This window comes from Allofustis seminis DSM 15817, from assembly GCF_000374325.1.
Classification (GTDB): Bacteria; Bacillota; Bacilli; order Lactobacillales; family Carnobacteriaceae_A; genus Allofustis; species Allofustis seminis.
Genome location: NZ_KB894080.1, coordinates 200959 through 217189, shown reverse-complemented (window position 1 = coordinate 217189; position 16231 = coordinate 200959). Strand labels below are relative to the sequence as shown.

Below are 16231 nucleotides of genomic sequence, written 5' to 3'. Positions count from 1 at the left end.
CGTTGAGTAATGCCATTTGTGCTAATTTTTCTTTTTCGGCTTGTTCCATTGCATGATGAGCTTCTGAACGTGCCACTAATGTTTTTAAATCGACACTTGCGGCATTAGAACGTCCACAGCCCACAAGAAAAAGGGCAACCAATGCGATTGCACTAAAACACCATGCTTTTACATTCATCTTTTGCATTTTAATTCCTCACTTTCATATCTCTCCATAAATCTTGTGATAAAAATAACAGACTGCCCTATTTACTTCATTTTAACCACCCCTTTCATAAATTGCAAGGCTTAAATAAAAATATACTCACTTCTGTTCTTTTTCAGCGATCTTTTATTCCAACAAAATATCGGGATTATGGATAAGCTCCACCAGATCTGCCGACAGTTCCGACTGCCCCATCGACTGCTGGGAACGTCCATAGTCTAAAAATAAACGCTTGAATGCCATAAAGAGATAGTCGTTCGGACGCTGCACCTGCCCTTGACGAATCTGATACATGCATGATTTAAACGTTTTCGCCAGCATTTGGTGTAAGTATGACCCGCTAGGATCAATCTCAAAGCCCACACCCAAACTATAGCCCAAGTCTTTCTCCGCCGACTGCTGTGCAAACATCACCTTATCCGCATAAAGCTTCAACGCTTCCGCATTGCCGTAGGCAAAATTCTCAAGAAGTTTTAAAAGCGTTTCGCCATAAAAATGTTTAAAACTCATATTGTCTAAATACTGGTGCACTAACTCTAAATTAAGCGTTTCTGAATTTTGACTCTCGGACACATTTTTCCAGAGGATGGAATTTTCATCGCTTGGGCGATCTTTAATCTCTTTAAGATCTTTATAGTTATCTTTATATATATAGGGCGCAAATTTTGCTAGTCCGCTTGTATCAAGGGGTTTGGTCACTTTCTCTCGAGGCGCAAATTTTGCTAGTCCGCTCGTATCAAGGGGTTTGGACCCCTTTTTAGCGTTTTTCACCATTTTTTCAGGGGGCGACACTTTTTCGTCTGCCTCATTTTTTGAGGACATTTCTTCTGAAAAATCCTCTGATTTTTCGTGTAAATGTTCCGAAGAATTTTCTAAATCATTGGATAAATGATCGTCTAATAAATTTTCTAAAGGATTTTCTTCCGCTAAAAATTCACGATCTTCATCAGTCAACCCCTCATCGATCCAATGATCGATCGCTGCCGATTCTAATACACGTTCTTCTTTTTGTAGTTTATAAACATCTGTGGCTTCCACATCTAAATCTGCTAAATATAAACGGTTAGGAAGATTACGTTTTTTCACAGGGTCAAATCCTCGTTGTTTTTGAAGCAATAACCCCTCATCAATCAACTCTTTTTTAATCCGTGAAACCGTTCGATCCGAACAATTCAATAAACATTCCAATTCTTTATTTGTAAAAACAAAAAAACTGTCCCACATCATACATACTCTAGTATTAGAGCATATTTGAAAGGTGGGACAGTTATGGTCGAACATATGATATTAAAATAGCGTGCCTTTAATATTGAAATAACGTTTGAAGAAGAATCTTCCAGCAAGTGAGAATGAACCCATTGCGATAATTACCCATGCAGGTAAAGCTGGATTAATGGCTGGAATCTTCAAGGCCAGATAGCGCATGGCACCCAGACCGACTACCCAGATTACCATGGCACCGATACTTGCCGCAAAATAAATGATAAAGCTATTTTTCTTGCCAGGTTTTGGAGCATATTTCGTGAAAATTAACATCACGACACCGCCAAGCACGAAATTCATAAGGATCTCTCCGAGACCTGCTGGTTCATATTTCAGTGCATTCGCATTCATGGCACCGACTCCATTAATCAATGCAAAGAGTCCGCCGAGTAGTAGCGCGCCATCAATATAGCGTTGCCAGATTGGTGAGGCGACACTTTCTTCTTCAGGTGCCAATTCTCCCGTTCGCAGCTTGCGCAAGAAGTCCGTTACCGTTCCAAAATGACGGCGTGCTGGAACACTTTCCTCTTGTAATGTCATGGTTTTTTCTAGCATTTCATGCAAGATTTGTTCACGTTCATCTTCGGGATATCCTTCCTCTGTCAAGCGGCGATCCAATTGGAAGAAATATTCTTCATTTTTATTAGTTAATTTTTTGTACATTAAATGATTTTCTTCTGCAATACTTAAAGTAGGCTGTGCTTGTTTTTCTTCTTGTTCTTTCATTCATTGACCTCCTATTGCATACTCTCTAGACATTAAAGCGGAAAAGCATGACATCACCATCTTGAACGATGTAGTCTTTTCCTTCTTGGCGCATACGTCCTGCTTCACGTGCTCCTTTTTCTCCATTGTATATGTCATAATCTTCATAAGAAATCGTCTCAGCACGAATGAATCCACGTTCAAAATCAGAATGGATAATACCCGCTGCTTGAGGGGCTTTCATGCCCTTAACAAAAGTCCAGGCACGCACTTCTTTTTCTCCTGCTGTAAAATAAGTGCCGAGGTTCAGCAACTCATAGGACTTACGAATCACACGGTTCAATCCCGGCTCACTTACACCTAGATCTTCCAAGAACATGTTGCGTTCATCGTCATCAAGTTCCGCAATTTCTTGTTCAATTTCGGCAGAAATACCCACGACTTCGGCTCCTTCTTTTTCAGCAATTTCTTTTACAATTTGGAAATAGTCACTTGCTTCAGGGTTAGCAATCAACTCTTCGTCAACATTTGCAATATAAAGTACTGGTTTGCTCGTTAATAAGAACATCTCGCGCACAATTTTTTCCTGCTCTTTTGTGAATTCTAGCGCCCGTGCTGGAATGCCGTCTTCAAGGGCTGGCTTTATTTTGTCATAGACTTCCAATACTTCTTTAGCACCGGGTTCATTGGCTTTCGCTTGCTTTTGAATTCGATCATATCGGCGCGTGACAGCATCTAAATCTGCTAAAGTCAGCTCAATATTAATAGTCTCAATATCAGCTGCTGGGTCAATTTTGCCAGAAACATGAGTAATCTCATCATTATCAAAGCAGCGTACCACATGACAGATGGCATCCACTTCACGAATGTTGGCAAGGAATTTGTTCCCAAGGCCTTCGCCTTCGCTTGCACCTTCGACAATTCCTGCAATATCTGTAAACTCAAAAGTTGTTGGATGAATTGCTTGAGGATGGACAATCTCGGCCAGACGTTCCAGCCGTGCATCCGGAACTTCTACGACGCCCACATTCGGGTCAATGGTCGCAAAAGGATAGTTTGCAGCCTCCACTCCCGCTTTTGTAATTGCATTAAAAAGGGTCGACTTCCCAACGTTTGGAAGTCCGACAATCCCAGCTGTTAAAGCCATTTTCTAATCACCTGAATCTTTCTCTGCTTCATTAATCATTTTTTTGAATTATTCTTTTCATTTTTTTGTTGAATTGGCGGCGCGGTAATAAGACGAGTTGACCACAACCGATACATTTGATACGAATATCGGCTCCCATGCGAATAATTTCCCATTCATTATTTCCACAAGGGTGCTTTTTTTTCATTTCGACATGATCATGCAAACCATAATCTCCTTGACTCATCTTAACCTCCCCATTTCATTAATCATCCAAGTTCAACTGCAATACATCCACTAGAATACGATGTAAATCGCTTGCGCTCGTATATTCAATTTGGATACGGCCGCTTTGCCCTTGTTCTTTAATCGTAACATCGGTGCCAAATTTATCCATCAGTTGTTCTTCATAGTGGCGCACAAAAATAGATTTTTTATTTTTCGTAGTTTTCGGTGCAACTTGAGGGCGATTTTTCATTTCTGCTACTAATTTTTCTAATTGGCGCACCGTTAAATTCTCTGCGGCTGCTTTTTTCGCTAATTTAATGATCGCTTTCTCATCAGTTAATCCGCGGAGTGTACGTGCTTGTCCCATTGAAATTCTCTCTTCATTCAACAACTGCTTCACTTCGTCTGGAAGTGTACGCAAACGTAAATGGTTAGCAATGTGTGAACGACTCTTACCCAATGCATCGGCTACTTTCTCTTGCGTTAAATCTAGTCGCTCCATCATTAAATGATAGGCATCCGCTTCTTCAAGTGCCGTTAGATCTTCACGTTGCAAGTTCTCTAAAATGGCATACTTGATCATCATCTCTTCGTCCATTTCACGAACGATTGCTGGAATTTTCTCCGCCTGAATAAGCTGGGATGCACGAAATCGGCGTTCACCCGCTACAATCTCGTAGCCTTTCACTTGAGAGCGGCGGACGATAATCGGCTGCAATACTCCATTTTCACGAATGGACTCTGCAAGTTCTGCCAGTGCTTCTTCATTAAAATGGCGGCGCGGCTGATAAGGATTGGGGCGAATTTCACGAAGTTCGATTTCGGTCACAGATTCGCCATGTGTCGGTGTTTCTTGAATTTCGATCTCTTGAAAGAGTGCTTGAATGCCTTGACCTAATCCTGTTTTTTTGCTACTCATTTGCTAACACTTCCTTCGCAAGGGCTTGATAGACTTCGGCACCTTTTGAACGAATATCATAATCAATAATCGTTTGCCCATAACTTGGTGCTTCAGAAAGGCGAACATTTCGAGGAATAATCGTATCATATACTTTTTCGTGGAAATATTTCTTCACTTCTTCTACTACTTCTGTTCCTAAATTCGTACGTGCATCAAGCATTGTCAGCAATACCCCTTCAATACGTAACGCTGGGTTGAAATGTTTTTGGACCAGTCGAATCGTATTGAGCAGTTGACTCAGACCTTCAAGTGCATAATATTCACATTGAACAGGAATTAGGACCGTATCTGCAGCAGTAAATGCATTAATCGTCAAATGCCCTAAAGATGGCGGACAATCAATTAGAATAAAGTCATACTGGTCTACCACTGATTCCAGCGCTACTTTTAGGCGACTTTCACGTGCTGGAAACTGTGTCAATTCGACCTCAGCTCCAGCTAATTGAATGGTCGCTGGAACGACTTGCATATTTTGCCGGCTCGTATCGCGAATCGTATCAACTATGGGAACATCATTTACGAGCACATCATAAATGTCTTGACCGACTTCTCCTTTTCGCACACCGACACCACTTGTCGAATTACCTTGTGCATCCATATCAATCAATAAAATGGAACGTCCTTCATAAGCGAGGGAAGCGCCTAAATTAACGGTCGTTGTGGTTTTACCCACGCCGCCTTTTTGGTTAGCGACTGCAATAATCTTTCCCATGACTTTCTCCCTTCCCAAGTAACCTTCTTTTTCAATGTTATATTTTTTTATTTTTATCTTTTAATTTTCGAGCGGTTTTTTGTTGACAAGCCCCGCCTGACGCGGATATTTTTTAGGCGTTTTTTGGATTTTTTTAATTTGAATCACGCTACGCTCACCCGCTTCTAGTGGCAATTCAAAATGTGCCACTTGCTCAACTTGTCCGCCAAATGTTTGAATGGCGCGTTTTGCAATTAGCAACTCTTCTTCACCCTTGTCACCTTTTAATGCTAGGAATGCGCCACCTACTTTTACAAAAGGCAGACAATATTCACTCAAGACACTCATGCGTGCCACAGCACGTGCTGTCGCCCAATCAAATCGTTCGCGAAAAGCCGCATTCTGTCCAAAATCTTCAGCACGTCCATGAAAAAGCTCCACATCATCCAGTGCCAATTCTTCAACTAATAACTTCAAAAAATTAATGCGTTTATTTAAGGAATCAATAATCGTTATCTGTAACGAGGGCAACAAAATTTTTAGTGGCAAACTTGGAAAACCAGCGCCGCTTCCCACATCAATTAGTGTATCCCGATCTTGAAAAGCCACATAACGTGCGACAACCACGCTATCATAGAAATGTTTTAAATAAATCTCTTCCGTCTCGTCAATGGCCGTCAAGTTGATTTTTTTGTTCCACTCCTGCAATAGTTGCACGTAGCGTGCAAATTGATCCATCATCTGCTTTGTAACAGTAAACCCTAGTGCCTCTAGCGCTTTTTTGAATTGTTCCGGTTGCATCATACCGCGCCTTTTATCTCTCGTGAAACAATCAAATGTTCCACATACACTCTCTAACTCTACTAGAAAACAGCATAATTTTCAACTATGATTATACATTTGAAAAATGCTTATAATGTGCAAATTGACCCATTATAAAAAGAGAATAGTCTCATTTAATAGGAGTAAATAAAATTACTATATCTAAAAATTTATCCCTTTTTCTCCATAAAAAAACTCGGAACACTGCCGTATTTTTACGAGTGTTCCAAGTTTTTATGATGTTATTCACTGTATAGCCTCTACTGCCTAAAACGCATAAGGATAGACAATGGCATCTTTTATTTCATTTGCTTTTTCTTTGCTTATCAATTCTTGGATAATGGTTAATGCTAGGGGAATACATGCCCCCATACTACGGCCGGTGATCGCTTTATCACTAATGACTACTGATTGATTATGATAATATGCGCCACCTAGTCGATCTTCCCAGCCTGGATAGCATGTTACTTGACTTTCTTCAAGCAGTCCGAGCTTGCCAAGTACTGTAGGGCCAGCACATACTGCTCCTAACCGTCCGCCCGCAGCGGAAAAATCTGACAAAATCTGTGAAAGTTTGGCGGATTCATACATACGTGCCACACCTTTCGCACCACCTGGAATAAATAATAAGTCATAGCCTTCTGCATTAAAGTTCGTAATAATCTGATCTGCCTTGAGCAAGATGTCATGCGCGGAATGAATTACTGCATCCGCTTCAATGGATACCGTCTGCACTGCGATACCTGCTCGGCGTAAGAGATCAATAACAATAATTGCTTCACTTTCTTCCGTTCCATGTGCTAAAAATACTGCAACTTTCTTCATATTTTTCCTCCTTATGGTGTTGACGGAAATTTCTTCTCTAAAATTGGGCGTAAAATCGGGACCAACAGACTAAAAAAACCAATATTTCCCAAACCATGCAACATGTCAAAGGGAATACCGCGCATATAATAAGCTAAAAAGCTTGGCATCTGATACATATAGACGGAAAATATAGAAATAATAAATCCATAAAGTAACCCAACTAGTCCGGCATAAAGGGTCAGTAGCATAAAATGAAGCGGGGTCTGTCGAGCATAAAGCGGGCGCAAAATTCCGGTCAGTGCCATCACGATCATATATGTGCCTATCTGGTGCAGTGTCCATGGCCCCATGCCTAGTAACATATTCGTCAACAAAATCGAAAGTATCGAGACAATGATTCCGTCCACAACACCAAAATGCAAGGTCACAAGCAACAAAATGGTGGTCATTGGCTGAATATTAGGTAAGAAGGGCACGGCAAATAACCAGCGACCAATACATCCTAACGCTGTCAAGAGCGCAAGTAAGGCAATACGCTTCGGTGTAAAATGTGATACATGAGAAGAAAGCACCCACGTGTAGGGTCCCCTATTTTGTGAATGCTTTTGTTTTTTGTTATGAGCGGTACATTCTTTGCCAGTGATGTCGGTTTTTGCGCTAGCTTTTGCTCGCTTGCTCTTTACATGGCGCTGAGAGTCCATGTCACCTTATCGCCATCTTTTAATGTCATCTCACCAGCATCCACTTCAGCCATTTTATCATTTACTGTATAGAGCCAGAATTTGCTTGCAGATGTATCTTCTTCAACGCCGTCAATGGCTTTGATATATTTTCCATAGTCCGTATCCTCAGCTTTTACTTCAAAATTAGCATCCAACACTTCAAATACTGTTGCACCTTCTTTGAATGTTACTTCTTTGTCTGCAAGTGTATCGTCACCATTTTTAATTTCAAATGTTGCTTTCAATTCTTCTTTTTGAACATCGGCGGTGGCAGGGGCTTCTTTATTTTGGGTCGCATTGTTTTTAATGTCTGTACCACAAGCGACTAATGCAAGCACAACAAAAGATGCAAAACCTAACTCTTTCCATTTTGAATTTTTCATGTGGGTCACTCCTTTAAATTTTCATTTTTTAAAATATGTCCCTCTCTTTCAATAGTAAGGGAAGCTTCTTCTTTATTTTATCAGCCTACAAAGTAGTGTCAAGTTGGAACTAAGGCTTTAAAATGAGAGATAAAAAAACAAGCAAGGGCGGGAAATAGATATTTCATTCTCGCCACTTTGCTTGTTCATCTGTTAGATCTTTATGCGCTGTCCTTTATTCTTCAATTTTAATCTTGTTTGCACTGCGGACAAATACAGCCCAAATCAAGAATGCTACGACAAAGTTCACTGCAGCTACTAAAGCGGCGGTGATGCTTCCACCTGTTGCTAAGAATGCATATAAAACAGGTGGCGTAATCCATGGAATAGATAAGAATACTGGTGGCGCAAAGCCGATAGCTGTTGCAAAGTATGCAATTCCAGCACAAATCGGTGCCACAAATAGCCATGGAATAATGTAGACTGGGTTCAACACCATTGGGATACCAAATGTTACAGGTTCATTAATGTTGAAGATACCCATTGGCAGGGACAGACGTGCGATAGTACGGTAGTCTTCACGTTTTGAGAAGACAAAGATTGCAATCAACAGGGCCAAAGTCATTCCACTACCTCCAAGTTGCGCATAAGCATCAAAAGAGCCACGCGTCCAAAGATATGGTAAGTTTGCTGTTGATTTTGTTGCTTCATAGGCTTCAGTGTTCGCAATAAGCGCTGGCATATAAATTCCGTCCATAATTGGTGCCAATACGTTATGTCCATGAAGTCCGAAGAACCAGAATAATTGAACTAGGAAGGACAGTAAGACCACGCTGAACCAGCCTTGGGATAATCCAAGCAATGGTTGTTGAATGTAGAAACTGATGAGGTCATTAATGCCTTGTCCGCTCAATTTAGTTACGATCATCGTAATCAGACCGACTGTATAAATAGCTAAAGTACCTGGAACAATTGCTGCAAATGCTTTATTTACAGCAGGTGGAACGCTATCTGGCAATTTAATAATTAAATCACGTTTGGTCACCCATACGAAAATCTGTGTCGATAAAAGTCCAATAATAAGTGCAGTAAATAATCCTGTAGCTCCTAAGAAGTTAACGGATAATCCGCCCCAGTCACTTGCAACAAGATGAGTTGCACCTTCTGCAGATTCAATCGTCAAGCCCAGTCCTTTTAAGGCTTCGATTACGCCTGCATCAGCAGCTGTCAAGTCCACATTAACATTGAACATTTGTGGAACTGTTGCAATGAATGAAGCAACGGAAACTAAACCACCTGAAAGGCCGTTCACTCCGTAACTTGTAGATAAGCTATGTCCTAAAGAAAAAGCAAAAACAAGTGCCATAATCGCAATCGTACCGAAATAAACATAGCCATTAATTTCGATAAGCGGTTGCATCGTTTCAACAAATCCTGTCATTTCAAAGGTATTTGGAATATCGCGGAAGAAAACGTTTAAAAGTACTGCAATAGATCCCGCCATTGTTAGAGGCATCAATGCAATAAATCCGTCACGAATCGCAACTAAATGACGTTGGCTTCCGACTTTTGTCGCAAAATCCATGAAACGACTTGTTAAATTACGATCATTAGACATTTTGTTCATCTCCTTTATTTATTTTTTGTTTTTTTATATTGTTCCCTAAATTTAGATGAGCAATTTGCTCAATTTTTCGCTGCACGCCTTGTTTAATTTTCTTCTTAAACAAAGTACCAATCAATAGTTCATTCCATCGCTGAAAAATATTGGCGCTCTCGGTCGTTTCCCGATATGTAATAAGTGCGCCATTATCATCCGGTGTCGGTTCAATTTCATAAATAATATGTGTCCGACCGCGATTGGAATAGATGACGGTTTCGTAGCGTTCATTCGGAAGTAATTCATGCAACTCAACGCGATAACTGCCCGCTTCGCTCTCTACTTGATAAGACATTCCTGCCTCCAATGACAGCTCTTCAGGTGCATCAGCCATTTGTCCATGATGATAAGCATATTCTAGTTGAATAGAATGCAACAAATTTTGATAAAAAGTTGCAGCAGATACATCGACATGTTGTTGAAATTGCATGAGAAATTCCTTTCTATCTCTTAACGATCAAAGCCGTTATTTTCGGAGAGTTTTTTGAACCATTCGCCTGATTTCTTAATGCGGCGCTGTCCTGTTTCAAGATCCAACTCAACTAGACCATAGCGATTTTTGTAGGCATTGAGCCAGCTCCAGCAATCAATAAAAGTCCATACAAGGTAGCCATGGCAATTAGCACCTTCTTGAATGCCGCGGTGCAGTTGTTCAAGATGTTCTTTGAAAAAGTCAATGCGATAATCATCTTGAATCTGACCATTTTCAAAAAATTGTTCTTCTCCTTCAACACCCATACCATTTTCAGCAACTACCCAGTCGATATTACCATAATTATCTTTCAAATTGAGTGCAATATCATAGAGGCTTTCGGGATAAATTTCCCAGCCGCGGTGAGGATTCATGCGGCGTCCTGGCATTTCCCATGGTTCAAATGGCAAGACTTGCGTAGTATCTGTCGGAGCTTTGACACGAAGCGGTTGATAGAAATTCACACCTAAAAAGTCAATCGTGTTCTCTTTAATAATGGTCAGCTCTTCTGCTGTATATTCAGGCATCCAGCCTTTTTCTTTTACCCAATCCACGAGTTCTTGCGGATATATACCTTTTACAGAAGGATCTAAAAAACTGCGTGCTTGGAGAAGTTCCGCCATTTTTGCTGCATGCTGATCGGCTTCATCTTCGCTTCTTGCATATGCTGGTGTCAAATTCAAGATAATACTCATTTTATTGCCACCTAGCAGTTCATGATATGCTTTGGTTGCATAAGCGCTCGCCACTTGTGTATTGTAGGCTACTTGAATGGCACGCTTCGGATCGAAAACTGCTGGCAAGTGGAATTGTCCAAGATAGCCAGCTTCGACTGGAACGATAGGTTCATTAAAGGTTGCCCACCAATCGACTAAATCGCCAAATTCCTCAAAACAAATGCGTGCATAACGATGATAGTGGTCGATTGTTTCTTTTAATTCCCAGCCGCCGCGTTCCATCAATGCCATAGGCAAATCAAAGTGATATAAGTTGACATATAAGGTAATTCCTTCTGCTTTAATTCGTTTGAAAACATCGCGGTAAAAGGCTACAGCTTTTTCGTTCACTTCGCCGTCACCAGTCGGAATCAGGCGCGACCATTGAATCGAGGTACGAAAAATGGTATGACCTGTCGCTTTCAAATAAGGAATATCTGTCTTGTAATTCTCATAAAAAGTTGAGGCTTTTTGTGGACCTACTTGATCGAAAAATTTCTCAGGCTCTTTCTCAAACCAATAATCCCAAACATTATCGCCTTTCCCGTCATCTGCTAGACGACCCTCAGATTGTGGCCCGCTTGTTGAGCTGCCCCATAAGAAATCTGATGGGAATTGAATGTCTACCATAAGACCATCTCCTTTATATCGCATAATGTAACGCTTACATTCATTATAGTGACTCTAGCATAAAAAAGGAAATCATGTTACTATTTATGTAAAGGTTTAGTTTTACATAAATAAAGCAAATGTCCCCATAAAGGAGAAAGACGATGAGCCGCTACCTAAAGATTGCCAGTGATTTAAAACATCGGATCGTCCATCAAGAATTTGATTGCCTATTGCCAACGCATCATGAATTAGCCCAATATTATAATACGAGTCGGATGACCATTTCAAAGGCTATTCAAGTATTGAAAATTGAAGGGTGGCTGATGACAGATAGAAGAAATGGGACCTTTATCCGCCCGCGAAAAATCGAACGCTATGCATATGATACTCCTATTGATCATTATGATGGTGGGACAGCTTATTATGGCTCACGCGGAACATTATCCACACGAGTAATTGCCTTTGCTATTCAGCCCGCGGAAGACCACGAGATTGACCACTTACAACTTGATGAGGGAGATCTAGTCTACAATATCATCCGTCTTCGTCTGATGAATGATCAGCCTATTGTGCTAGAATACACTGTTATGCCAGTCGATTTAATTCCGAACGTTACCGAGGAAGTATTGCACCACTCAATCTATCGCCACATTTGTAATAATCTAAACTTAATGATTGGTGCAGCATCGCGCCGAATACGTGCAGATCGTTCGGATGTCTATGATCATATGCACTTAAAATGTGCCCCCAATACGCCAATTCTTGAAATTGAGCAAGTTGTCTTTTTGGAGGACGGTCGCCCTTTTGAGTTCTCTCAGACGCGTTATCCCTATGATGTGACAGAATTCACTTATACCACATTTCACCATAATTAAAAGAGCCACGACAAATGAGATTTCTCATATATCGTGGCTCTTTTTTTATTTATTTTATTTAGCGTTTTGATTTTCTCTTTTAGCAAATTGTGGCATTACCAATCCTAACCCGATTAAAAAGAGTGGAGTCAAGATATTCATAGCAAGTTTGAATGGATCATCTGAGACCATTCCCATGACACATGCAAAAAGTGTAAAGGCAAAGCACCAACCTGCTGCCAAATAACCGGCCCATTTTTTCTTCGTGAAACGATACTCCGCTTGCGCATCTTTTGCACTTCGTTTCAACATAAAGTAAGCAAAAAATACCCATAAATAACGCAGTGGCATCACGACAGAGTTCAAACGAACAAGCCAGCGCACCAGCTCATCCATATTCGAAATACCAAAGGCTGGCAAGATAATCAAAATCGAAATAATAACAGCAATCAATTTATGACCATTTGTATAAGCCCCATATTTATTTTGTTTACGCAGTGCTGATGGAATATATTTACCGTCAGTCGATTCGATCAAAATACGAAGTGGCGCATCAATTGACAAGACCATAACAGATACTTGGCCAAGAAATTCACTGATCGCATAGATGATCATGAATAATTTTCCAACACCATAATAATTCCCTAAGCTGGCAAAGGCGTAATAGTCCCCATTTGTCATCAAGTCAGCAGGCACATTATTTGTATCATAAAAACGTGCCAATGCAATCGTTCCTAACACGGCCGTTGTGGCGACCATGACCACAAGTGCAATCATTCCAATTGGAAAATCTTTGGAAGGATTTTTCATATTGTTAACATAAGGCGAGATTTTCTCACAGCCCCCGACAGCAAATACTAAAATAGATAAGTTCAAAAAGAAGGACGAATCAAATTTAGGAATGAGATGTTCTGCCGTAATAGATGCATCATAAAGTTGTGTTGAATCGCCCAAGGCTGGTGCAGCAATGGCTAAAAGAATAAATAAGAGCGACATAACAAATGACGACATTCCTGCAACACTTGAAATGGCCTTAACGAAATTAACTCCACGACTTGATAAATATAATACGACAAAGAAAATAGCTAGCGATGCTATTTGCACTAATTTAACATTTGCCTCGCTAATGCTCGGATCCCCATTGATAATCCAACTCAACGCAATAATAATACGCGATGGTTTTTGTGAGATATAAGGCATATGGACAATCCAATAAGTCCAGCCTGCATAGTAAGCTAGCTTCGCAGTGGTCGTCTCATTGACCCACGAACTCACGCCTCCTCCAGCATCTTTAAAGGCACTTCCCATCTCGCCGACCATTAATGAATAAGGAATAAAATAAAATCCAAAAATTAATAGCCACGATACGATCGCTTTCAACCCACCATATTCAGAAAAACCATTGACAATGTTTCCGAAACTCCATACGGTAGAGAATGCCATTAAAGCAAGCGTATACCACAAGATATTTCGCGTTTCTTTCTTCGGTTGTGAATCCATTGTTCTCCTCTTTCTATTTTTTCTTGGATATAATCCGCTTTCATTATAACGCTAAGCTATAGTACTGTCTAGGTAAAACCAAAAGACACCAGTTGCGCAAATTTTCCTCCTTGCATCTGTTAATCTTTCTACTGCTAAAGCGGTCAACGGCGGTCTTTTACCTGATAGCGCCTTAATATTTCCAAATAGATGCGGTATATTTCTTTGTTTGACTTACTATCCCATATGAATTGATAAAAAAAGCCCTTTAAAAAGGGCGCAACTGCACGAACTTCTTAAAGGGAGCTATTATTTATTGGCGTTCATAACCGACAATAAGTCCACCATCTTCGGCATAAAAAGCGGTCAAACCTGTACCTGGACGGATTGTAATTTCGGCATTTGGATATTTCGCTTGTACTGCTTTTTTGAAATCTTCCGCCATGGATGGATTTAAATGTTCCGCAAGCACAATGCGTCCTCCCACGTAACCTTCTTCTTCCATTTGGGCGATTGTTTTCTTAATGACGCGAGCATTGCCACGAACGCGATGGGCTAATTCGATCGTTCCTTCATCTGTGCGGCGACCAATCAAGCGTAAATTCAAAAGACCAACAATTGAAGCGGCCACACTACTGACTCGACCATTTGTCACTAAATTATCGATCGATTGCAAGATAAATACAAGGCGCGTATGTTGATGATAGGCTTTTAGAGCATCCACGACTTCATCAAAGTCATCATATGCATCAATAAACTCAACGGCTTTTTCTACTAACATATCCATCTCTGGACCTGTTGAGCGCGAGTCAAAGACAAAAATATTCTGCTCTGGATTATCTTCTAGTGCCATTGTACGTCCATTCACTGCACTATTGTAGCATCCTGAAAGGCCTCCTGTAATCGTAAAGCAAAGCACATTGTCTGCACCCGCAAAAGATTCCGCAAATGTAGCGGGAGATGGGCATGCTGTGGTACATTTGTCTGCGGTCTTAAATTTTGCAAATAAGTCCGCAAAATCAATCTCAGAATTATCAACAATCGTTTCATCATCAATTTGTAAGTAGAAAGGGACGACTTCAAGGTCAATAGCTGCTGATGTGTCGGGTAGCTTACGGATATTCGCTGAGCTGTCCACAACGATTTTCCATTTCATCATTACCACTCCTTTATTAAGCTAGCATTATTATAGCATAGTTACACTAAATATACTCCGTTTTATATTAGTCCCATCATTTGGCAAATATTTATTTTGAAGCATTCTCTGCTATATGATAAGCATTTTAGACTTCTCTAACAAAAAGAGCTGTCGTTGACCCTAATCAACGACAGCTCTTTTTATTTTAAATATTATAGCCAAGCGCCTGACTTAGCAAATTGATACCATACACCAGCAATTTTCTCCCAGCCTATAGCCATTGCGCCTGATGATTTGAGGTAGTACCATGTGCCATCTACTTGCGCCCAGCCCGTAGCCATTGCGCCTGATGATTTGAGATAGTACCATGTACCATCTACCTTCGCCCAACCTGTAGCCATTGCGCCTGATGATTTGAGATAGTACCATGTACCATCTACTTGCGCCCAGCCAGTGGCCATTGCGCCTGATGATTTGAGGTAGTACCATGTACCATCTACTTGCACCCAGCCCGTAGCCATTGCGCCTGATGATTTGAGGTAGTACCATGTGCCATCTACTTGCGCCCAGCCCGTAGCCATTGCGCCCGAAGATTTGAGGTAGTACCATGTGCCATCTACTTGCACCCAGCCCGTAGCCATTGCGCCCGAAGATTTGAGATAGTACCATGTACCATCTACTTGCACCCAGCCCGTAGCAAATTGTCCGTCCGCTTTTTTATATTTCCAAATATCGTCTGCTTTCTGCCACCCCATATCAACGGGTGCTTGGTCAGAAGAGCTATCGCTCACTTTAGGTTGCTCTCCTGCTAAATAATTCAGATAAAAATTTGGCATATGACGACGATCATCAAAATAATCTAAGTGATAAGCTTCAATTAATTGAATTAATTTCTTACCGTAGTAGGGATCGGTACAATATGTTCCAGCTAGCGCATTCGCTTGTGCCTGATAACTATCGGCCTGAATGACCGCTTGGTAATGGTCAATATACCACTGTCCACGACTTGTTAAAAAAATCGCATGATCTTGAACAGATTCTTCTAGTGAGGAATATTTTCTAAAGGTTGATTTAAAAGGCTGTAATTTCCCATTCACATATTCATCACTCACTTTGTCATAGGTCGCCCCATTCCATTTGGTCGCCTTAATGCCGAAGTGGTTGTTTGCATATTTTGCTAAATCTGATTTTCCCCAGCCTGTTTCTAAAATCGCTTGTGCAATTGTAACTGAAGGGTAAAATACATCATCATATTTTTGTGCATAAGTACCAATTTCTATAATGTAGCGCTGTTGTGCATTTGGCGTCTGTGAGACCGCACTCACATTTCGTGGCGCCACCAGTAAAAGTATGAGCAAGCAGAAAATAGCTGCTTTTATTTTTTTCATTGTTTCACCCCTCATGAATG

General features: G+C 40.8%; 17 protein-coding genes and 2 pseudogenes. 1 reads left to right on the top strand and 18 read right to left on the bottom strand.

Going from position 1 to position 16231, the window contains the following annotated elements; translation table 11 throughout:
* The 14 genes from C231_RS0103025 to C231_RS0102960 all read right to left on the bottom strand — a co-directional run.
* Nucleotides 1-187 (bottom strand): hypothetical protein (locus C231_RS0103025; RefSeq protein WP_026314324.1); only part of this gene is annotated, 187 nt, incomplete at its 3' end.
* A 144-nt stretch (nt 188-331) separates the two neighbouring features.
* A complete protein-coding gene (locus C231_RS0103020; protein WP_156808092.1) occupies nt 332-1432 on the bottom strand; it encodes a hypothetical protein in 1101 nt (366 codons plus the stop codon).
* 60 nt (nt 1433-1492) lie between these two features.
* Entirely contained in the window at nt 1493-2194 is a 702-nt protein-coding gene (locus C231_RS08220) for a DUF1129 domain-containing protein (protein ID WP_018659180.1), read from the bottom strand.
* 25 nt (nt 2195-2219) lie between these two features.
* Entirely contained in the window at nt 2220-3320 is a 1101-nt protein-coding gene (gene ychF / locus C231_RS0103010) for a redox-regulated ATPase YchF (protein WP_018659179.1), read from the bottom strand.
* Between the two features lie 31 nt (nt 3321-3351).
* Nucleotides 3352-3546, bottom strand: a complete 195-nt coding sequence (locus C231_RS0103005) for a DUF951 domain-containing protein (RefSeq protein WP_018659178.1) — start codon at nt 3544-3546, stop codon at nt 3352-3354.
* Between the two features lie 18 nt (nt 3547-3564).
* Nucleotides 3565-4446: a ParB/RepB/Spo0J family partition protein gene (locus C231_RS0103000; RefSeq protein WP_018659177.1), complete on the bottom strand. Its 882-nt coding sequence runs from the start codon at nt 4444-4446 to the stop codon at nt 3565-3567.
* Nucleotides 4439-5200, bottom strand: a complete 762-nt coding sequence (locus C231_RS0102995) for a ParA family protein (RefSeq protein ID WP_018659176.1) — start codon at nt 5198-5200, stop codon at nt 4439-4441. Before C231_RS0102995 ends, C231_RS0103000 begins: the two co-directional genes overlap by 8 nt.
* A 60-nt stretch (nt 5201-5260) precedes the next feature.
* Nucleotides 5261-5980 (bottom strand): 16S rRNA (guanine(527)-N(7))-methyltransferase RsmG, encoded by a 720-nt coding sequence (gene rsmG / locus C231_RS0102990; RefSeq protein ID WP_026314323.1) that lies wholly within the window; start codon nt 5978-5980, stop codon nt 5261-5263.
* 288 nt (nt 5981-6268) lie between these two features.
* Nucleotides 6269-6826, bottom strand: a complete 558-nt coding sequence (locus C231_RS0102985) for a DJ-1 family glyoxalase III (protein ID WP_018659174.1) — start codon at nt 6824-6826, stop codon at nt 6269-6271.
* 11 nt (nt 6827-6837) lie between these two features.
* Complete coding sequence (locus tag C231_RS0102980) at nt 6838-7509, bottom strand: ECF transporter S component (protein WP_156808091.1); 672 nt, start codon at nt 7507-7509, stop codon at nt 6838-6840.
* The gene (locus tag C231_RS08215) at nt 7488-7913 is read right to left on the bottom strand and encodes a DUF4430 domain-containing protein (RefSeq protein ID WP_018659172.1); all 426 of its coding nucleotides are present in this window, start codon (nt 7911-7913) and stop codon (nt 7488-7490) included. Before C231_RS08215 ends, C231_RS0102980 begins: the two co-directional genes overlap by 22 nt.
* Before the next feature lie 214 nt (nt 7914-8127).
* Nucleotides 8128-9510: a PTS sugar transporter subunit IIC gene (locus tag C231_RS0102970; RefSeq protein WP_018659171.1), complete on the bottom strand. Its 1383-nt coding sequence runs from the start codon at nt 9508-9510 to the stop codon at nt 8128-8130.
* A complete protein-coding gene (locus C231_RS0102965; RefSeq protein ID WP_018659170.1) occupies nt 9503-9982 on the bottom strand; it encodes a DUF3284 domain-containing protein in 480 nt (159 codons plus the stop codon). Before C231_RS0102965 ends, C231_RS0102970 begins: the two co-directional genes overlap by 8 nt.
* Nucleotides 9983-10002: 20 nt before the next feature.
* On the bottom strand, nt 10003-11370 hold the full coding sequence (locus C231_RS0102960) for a glycoside hydrolase family 1 protein (protein ID WP_018659169.1): 1368 nt from the start codon (nt 11368-11370) through the stop codon (nt 10003-10005).
* Nucleotides 11371-11513: 143 nt separating this feature from the next.
* Between C231_RS0102960 and C231_RS0102955 the strand changes: the two genes are divergently transcribed.
* The gene (locus tag C231_RS0102955) at nt 11514-12227 is read left to right on the top strand and encodes a GntR family transcriptional regulator (RefSeq protein WP_018659168.1); all 714 of its coding nucleotides are present in this window, start codon (nt 11514-11516) and stop codon (nt 12225-12227) included.
* Nucleotides 12228-12281: 54 nt separating this feature from the next.
* Here the strand turns inward: C231_RS0102955 and C231_RS0102950 are convergent, their stop codons facing one another.
* From C231_RS0102950 to C231_RS08710, 4 genes and pseudogenes are all read right to left on the bottom strand, one after another.
* Nucleotides 12282-13706 carry an amino acid permease gene (locus C231_RS0102950; RefSeq protein WP_018659167.1) on the bottom strand — a complete coding sequence of 475 codons (1425 nt, stop codon included), beginning with the start codon at nt 13704-13706 and terminating at the stop codon, nt 12282-12284.
* Nucleotides 13707-13998: 292 nt separating this feature from the next.
* Nucleotides 13999-14844, bottom strand: coding sequence for a DegV family protein (locus C231_RS0102945; RefSeq protein WP_083912500.1), 846 nt, complete (start codon nt 14842-14844; stop codon nt 13999-14001).
* Nucleotides 14845-15044: 200 nt separating this feature from the next.
* Nucleotides 15045-15575 (bottom strand): annotated as a pseudogene (locus C231_RS08715) (hypothetical protein); the annotation flags it as partial.
* A gap of 120 nt (nt 15576-15695) precedes the next feature.
* Nucleotides 15696-16211 (bottom strand): annotated as a pseudogene (locus tag C231_RS08710) (glycoside hydrolase family 73 protein); the annotation flags it as partial.
* Nucleotides 16212-16231 lie beyond the last annotated feature (20 nt).

Bases quoted from the DNA above. Each gene is read 5' to 3' on its own strand.
- C231_RS0103020 (WP_156808092.1), bottom strand. From the start codon at position 1,432: ATGATGTGGGACAGTTTTTTTGTTTTTACAAATAAAGAATTGGAATGT.
- C231_RS08220 (WP_018659180.1), bottom strand. From the start codon at position 2,194: ATGAAAGAACAAGAAGAAAAACAAGCACAGCCTACTTTAAGTATTGCA.
- ychF (WP_018659179.1), bottom strand. From the start codon at position 3,320: ATGGCTTTAACAGCTGGGATTGTCGGACTTCCAAACGTTGGGAAGTCG.
- C231_RS0103005 (WP_018659178.1), bottom strand. From the start codon at position 3,546: ATGAGTCAAGGAGATTATGGTTTGCATGATCATGTCGAAATGAAAAAA.
- C231_RS0103000 (WP_018659177.1), bottom strand. From the start codon at position 4,446: ATGAGTAGCAAAAAAACAGGATTAGGTCAAGGCATTCAAGCACTCTTT.
- C231_RS0102995 (WP_018659176.1), bottom strand. From the start codon at position 5,200: ATGGGAAAGATTATTGCAGTCGCTAACCAAAAAGGCGGCGTGGGTAAA.
- rsmG (WP_026314323.1), bottom strand. From the start codon at position 5,980: ATGCAACCGGAACAATTCAAAAAAGCGCTAGAGGCACTAGGGTTTACT.
- C231_RS0102985 (WP_018659174.1), bottom strand. From the start codon at position 6,826: ATGAAGAAAGTTGCAGTATTTTTAGCACATGGAACGGAAGAAAGTGAA.
- C231_RS0102980 (WP_156808091.1), bottom strand. From the start codon at position 7,509: ATGGACTCTCAGCGCCATGTAAAGAGCAAGCGAGCAAAAGCTAGCGCA.
- C231_RS08215 (WP_018659172.1), bottom strand. From the start codon at position 7,913: ATGAAAAATTCAAAATGGAAAGAGTTAGGTTTTGCATCTTTTGTTGTG.
- C231_RS0102970 (WP_018659171.1), bottom strand. From the start codon at position 9,510: ATGTCTAATGATCGTAATTTAACAAGTCGTTTCATGGATTTTGCGACA.
- C231_RS0102965 (WP_018659170.1), bottom strand. From the start codon at position 9,982: ATGCAATTTCAACAACATGTCGATGTATCTGCTGCAACTTTTTATCAA.
- C231_RS0102960 (WP_018659169.1), bottom strand. From the start codon at position 11,370: ATGGTAGACATTCAATTCCCATCAGATTTCTTATGGGGCAGCTCAACA.
- C231_RS0102955 (WP_018659168.1), top strand. From the start codon at position 11,514: ATGAGCCGCTACCTAAAGATTGCCAGTGATTTAAAACATCGGATCGTC.
- C231_RS0102950 (WP_018659167.1), bottom strand. From the start codon at position 13,706: ATGGATTCACAACCGAAGAAAGAAACGCGAAATATCTTGTGGTATACG.
- C231_RS0102945 (WP_083912500.1), bottom strand. From the start codon at position 14,844: ATGATGAAATGGAAAATCGTTGTGGACAGCTCAGCGAATATCCGTAAG.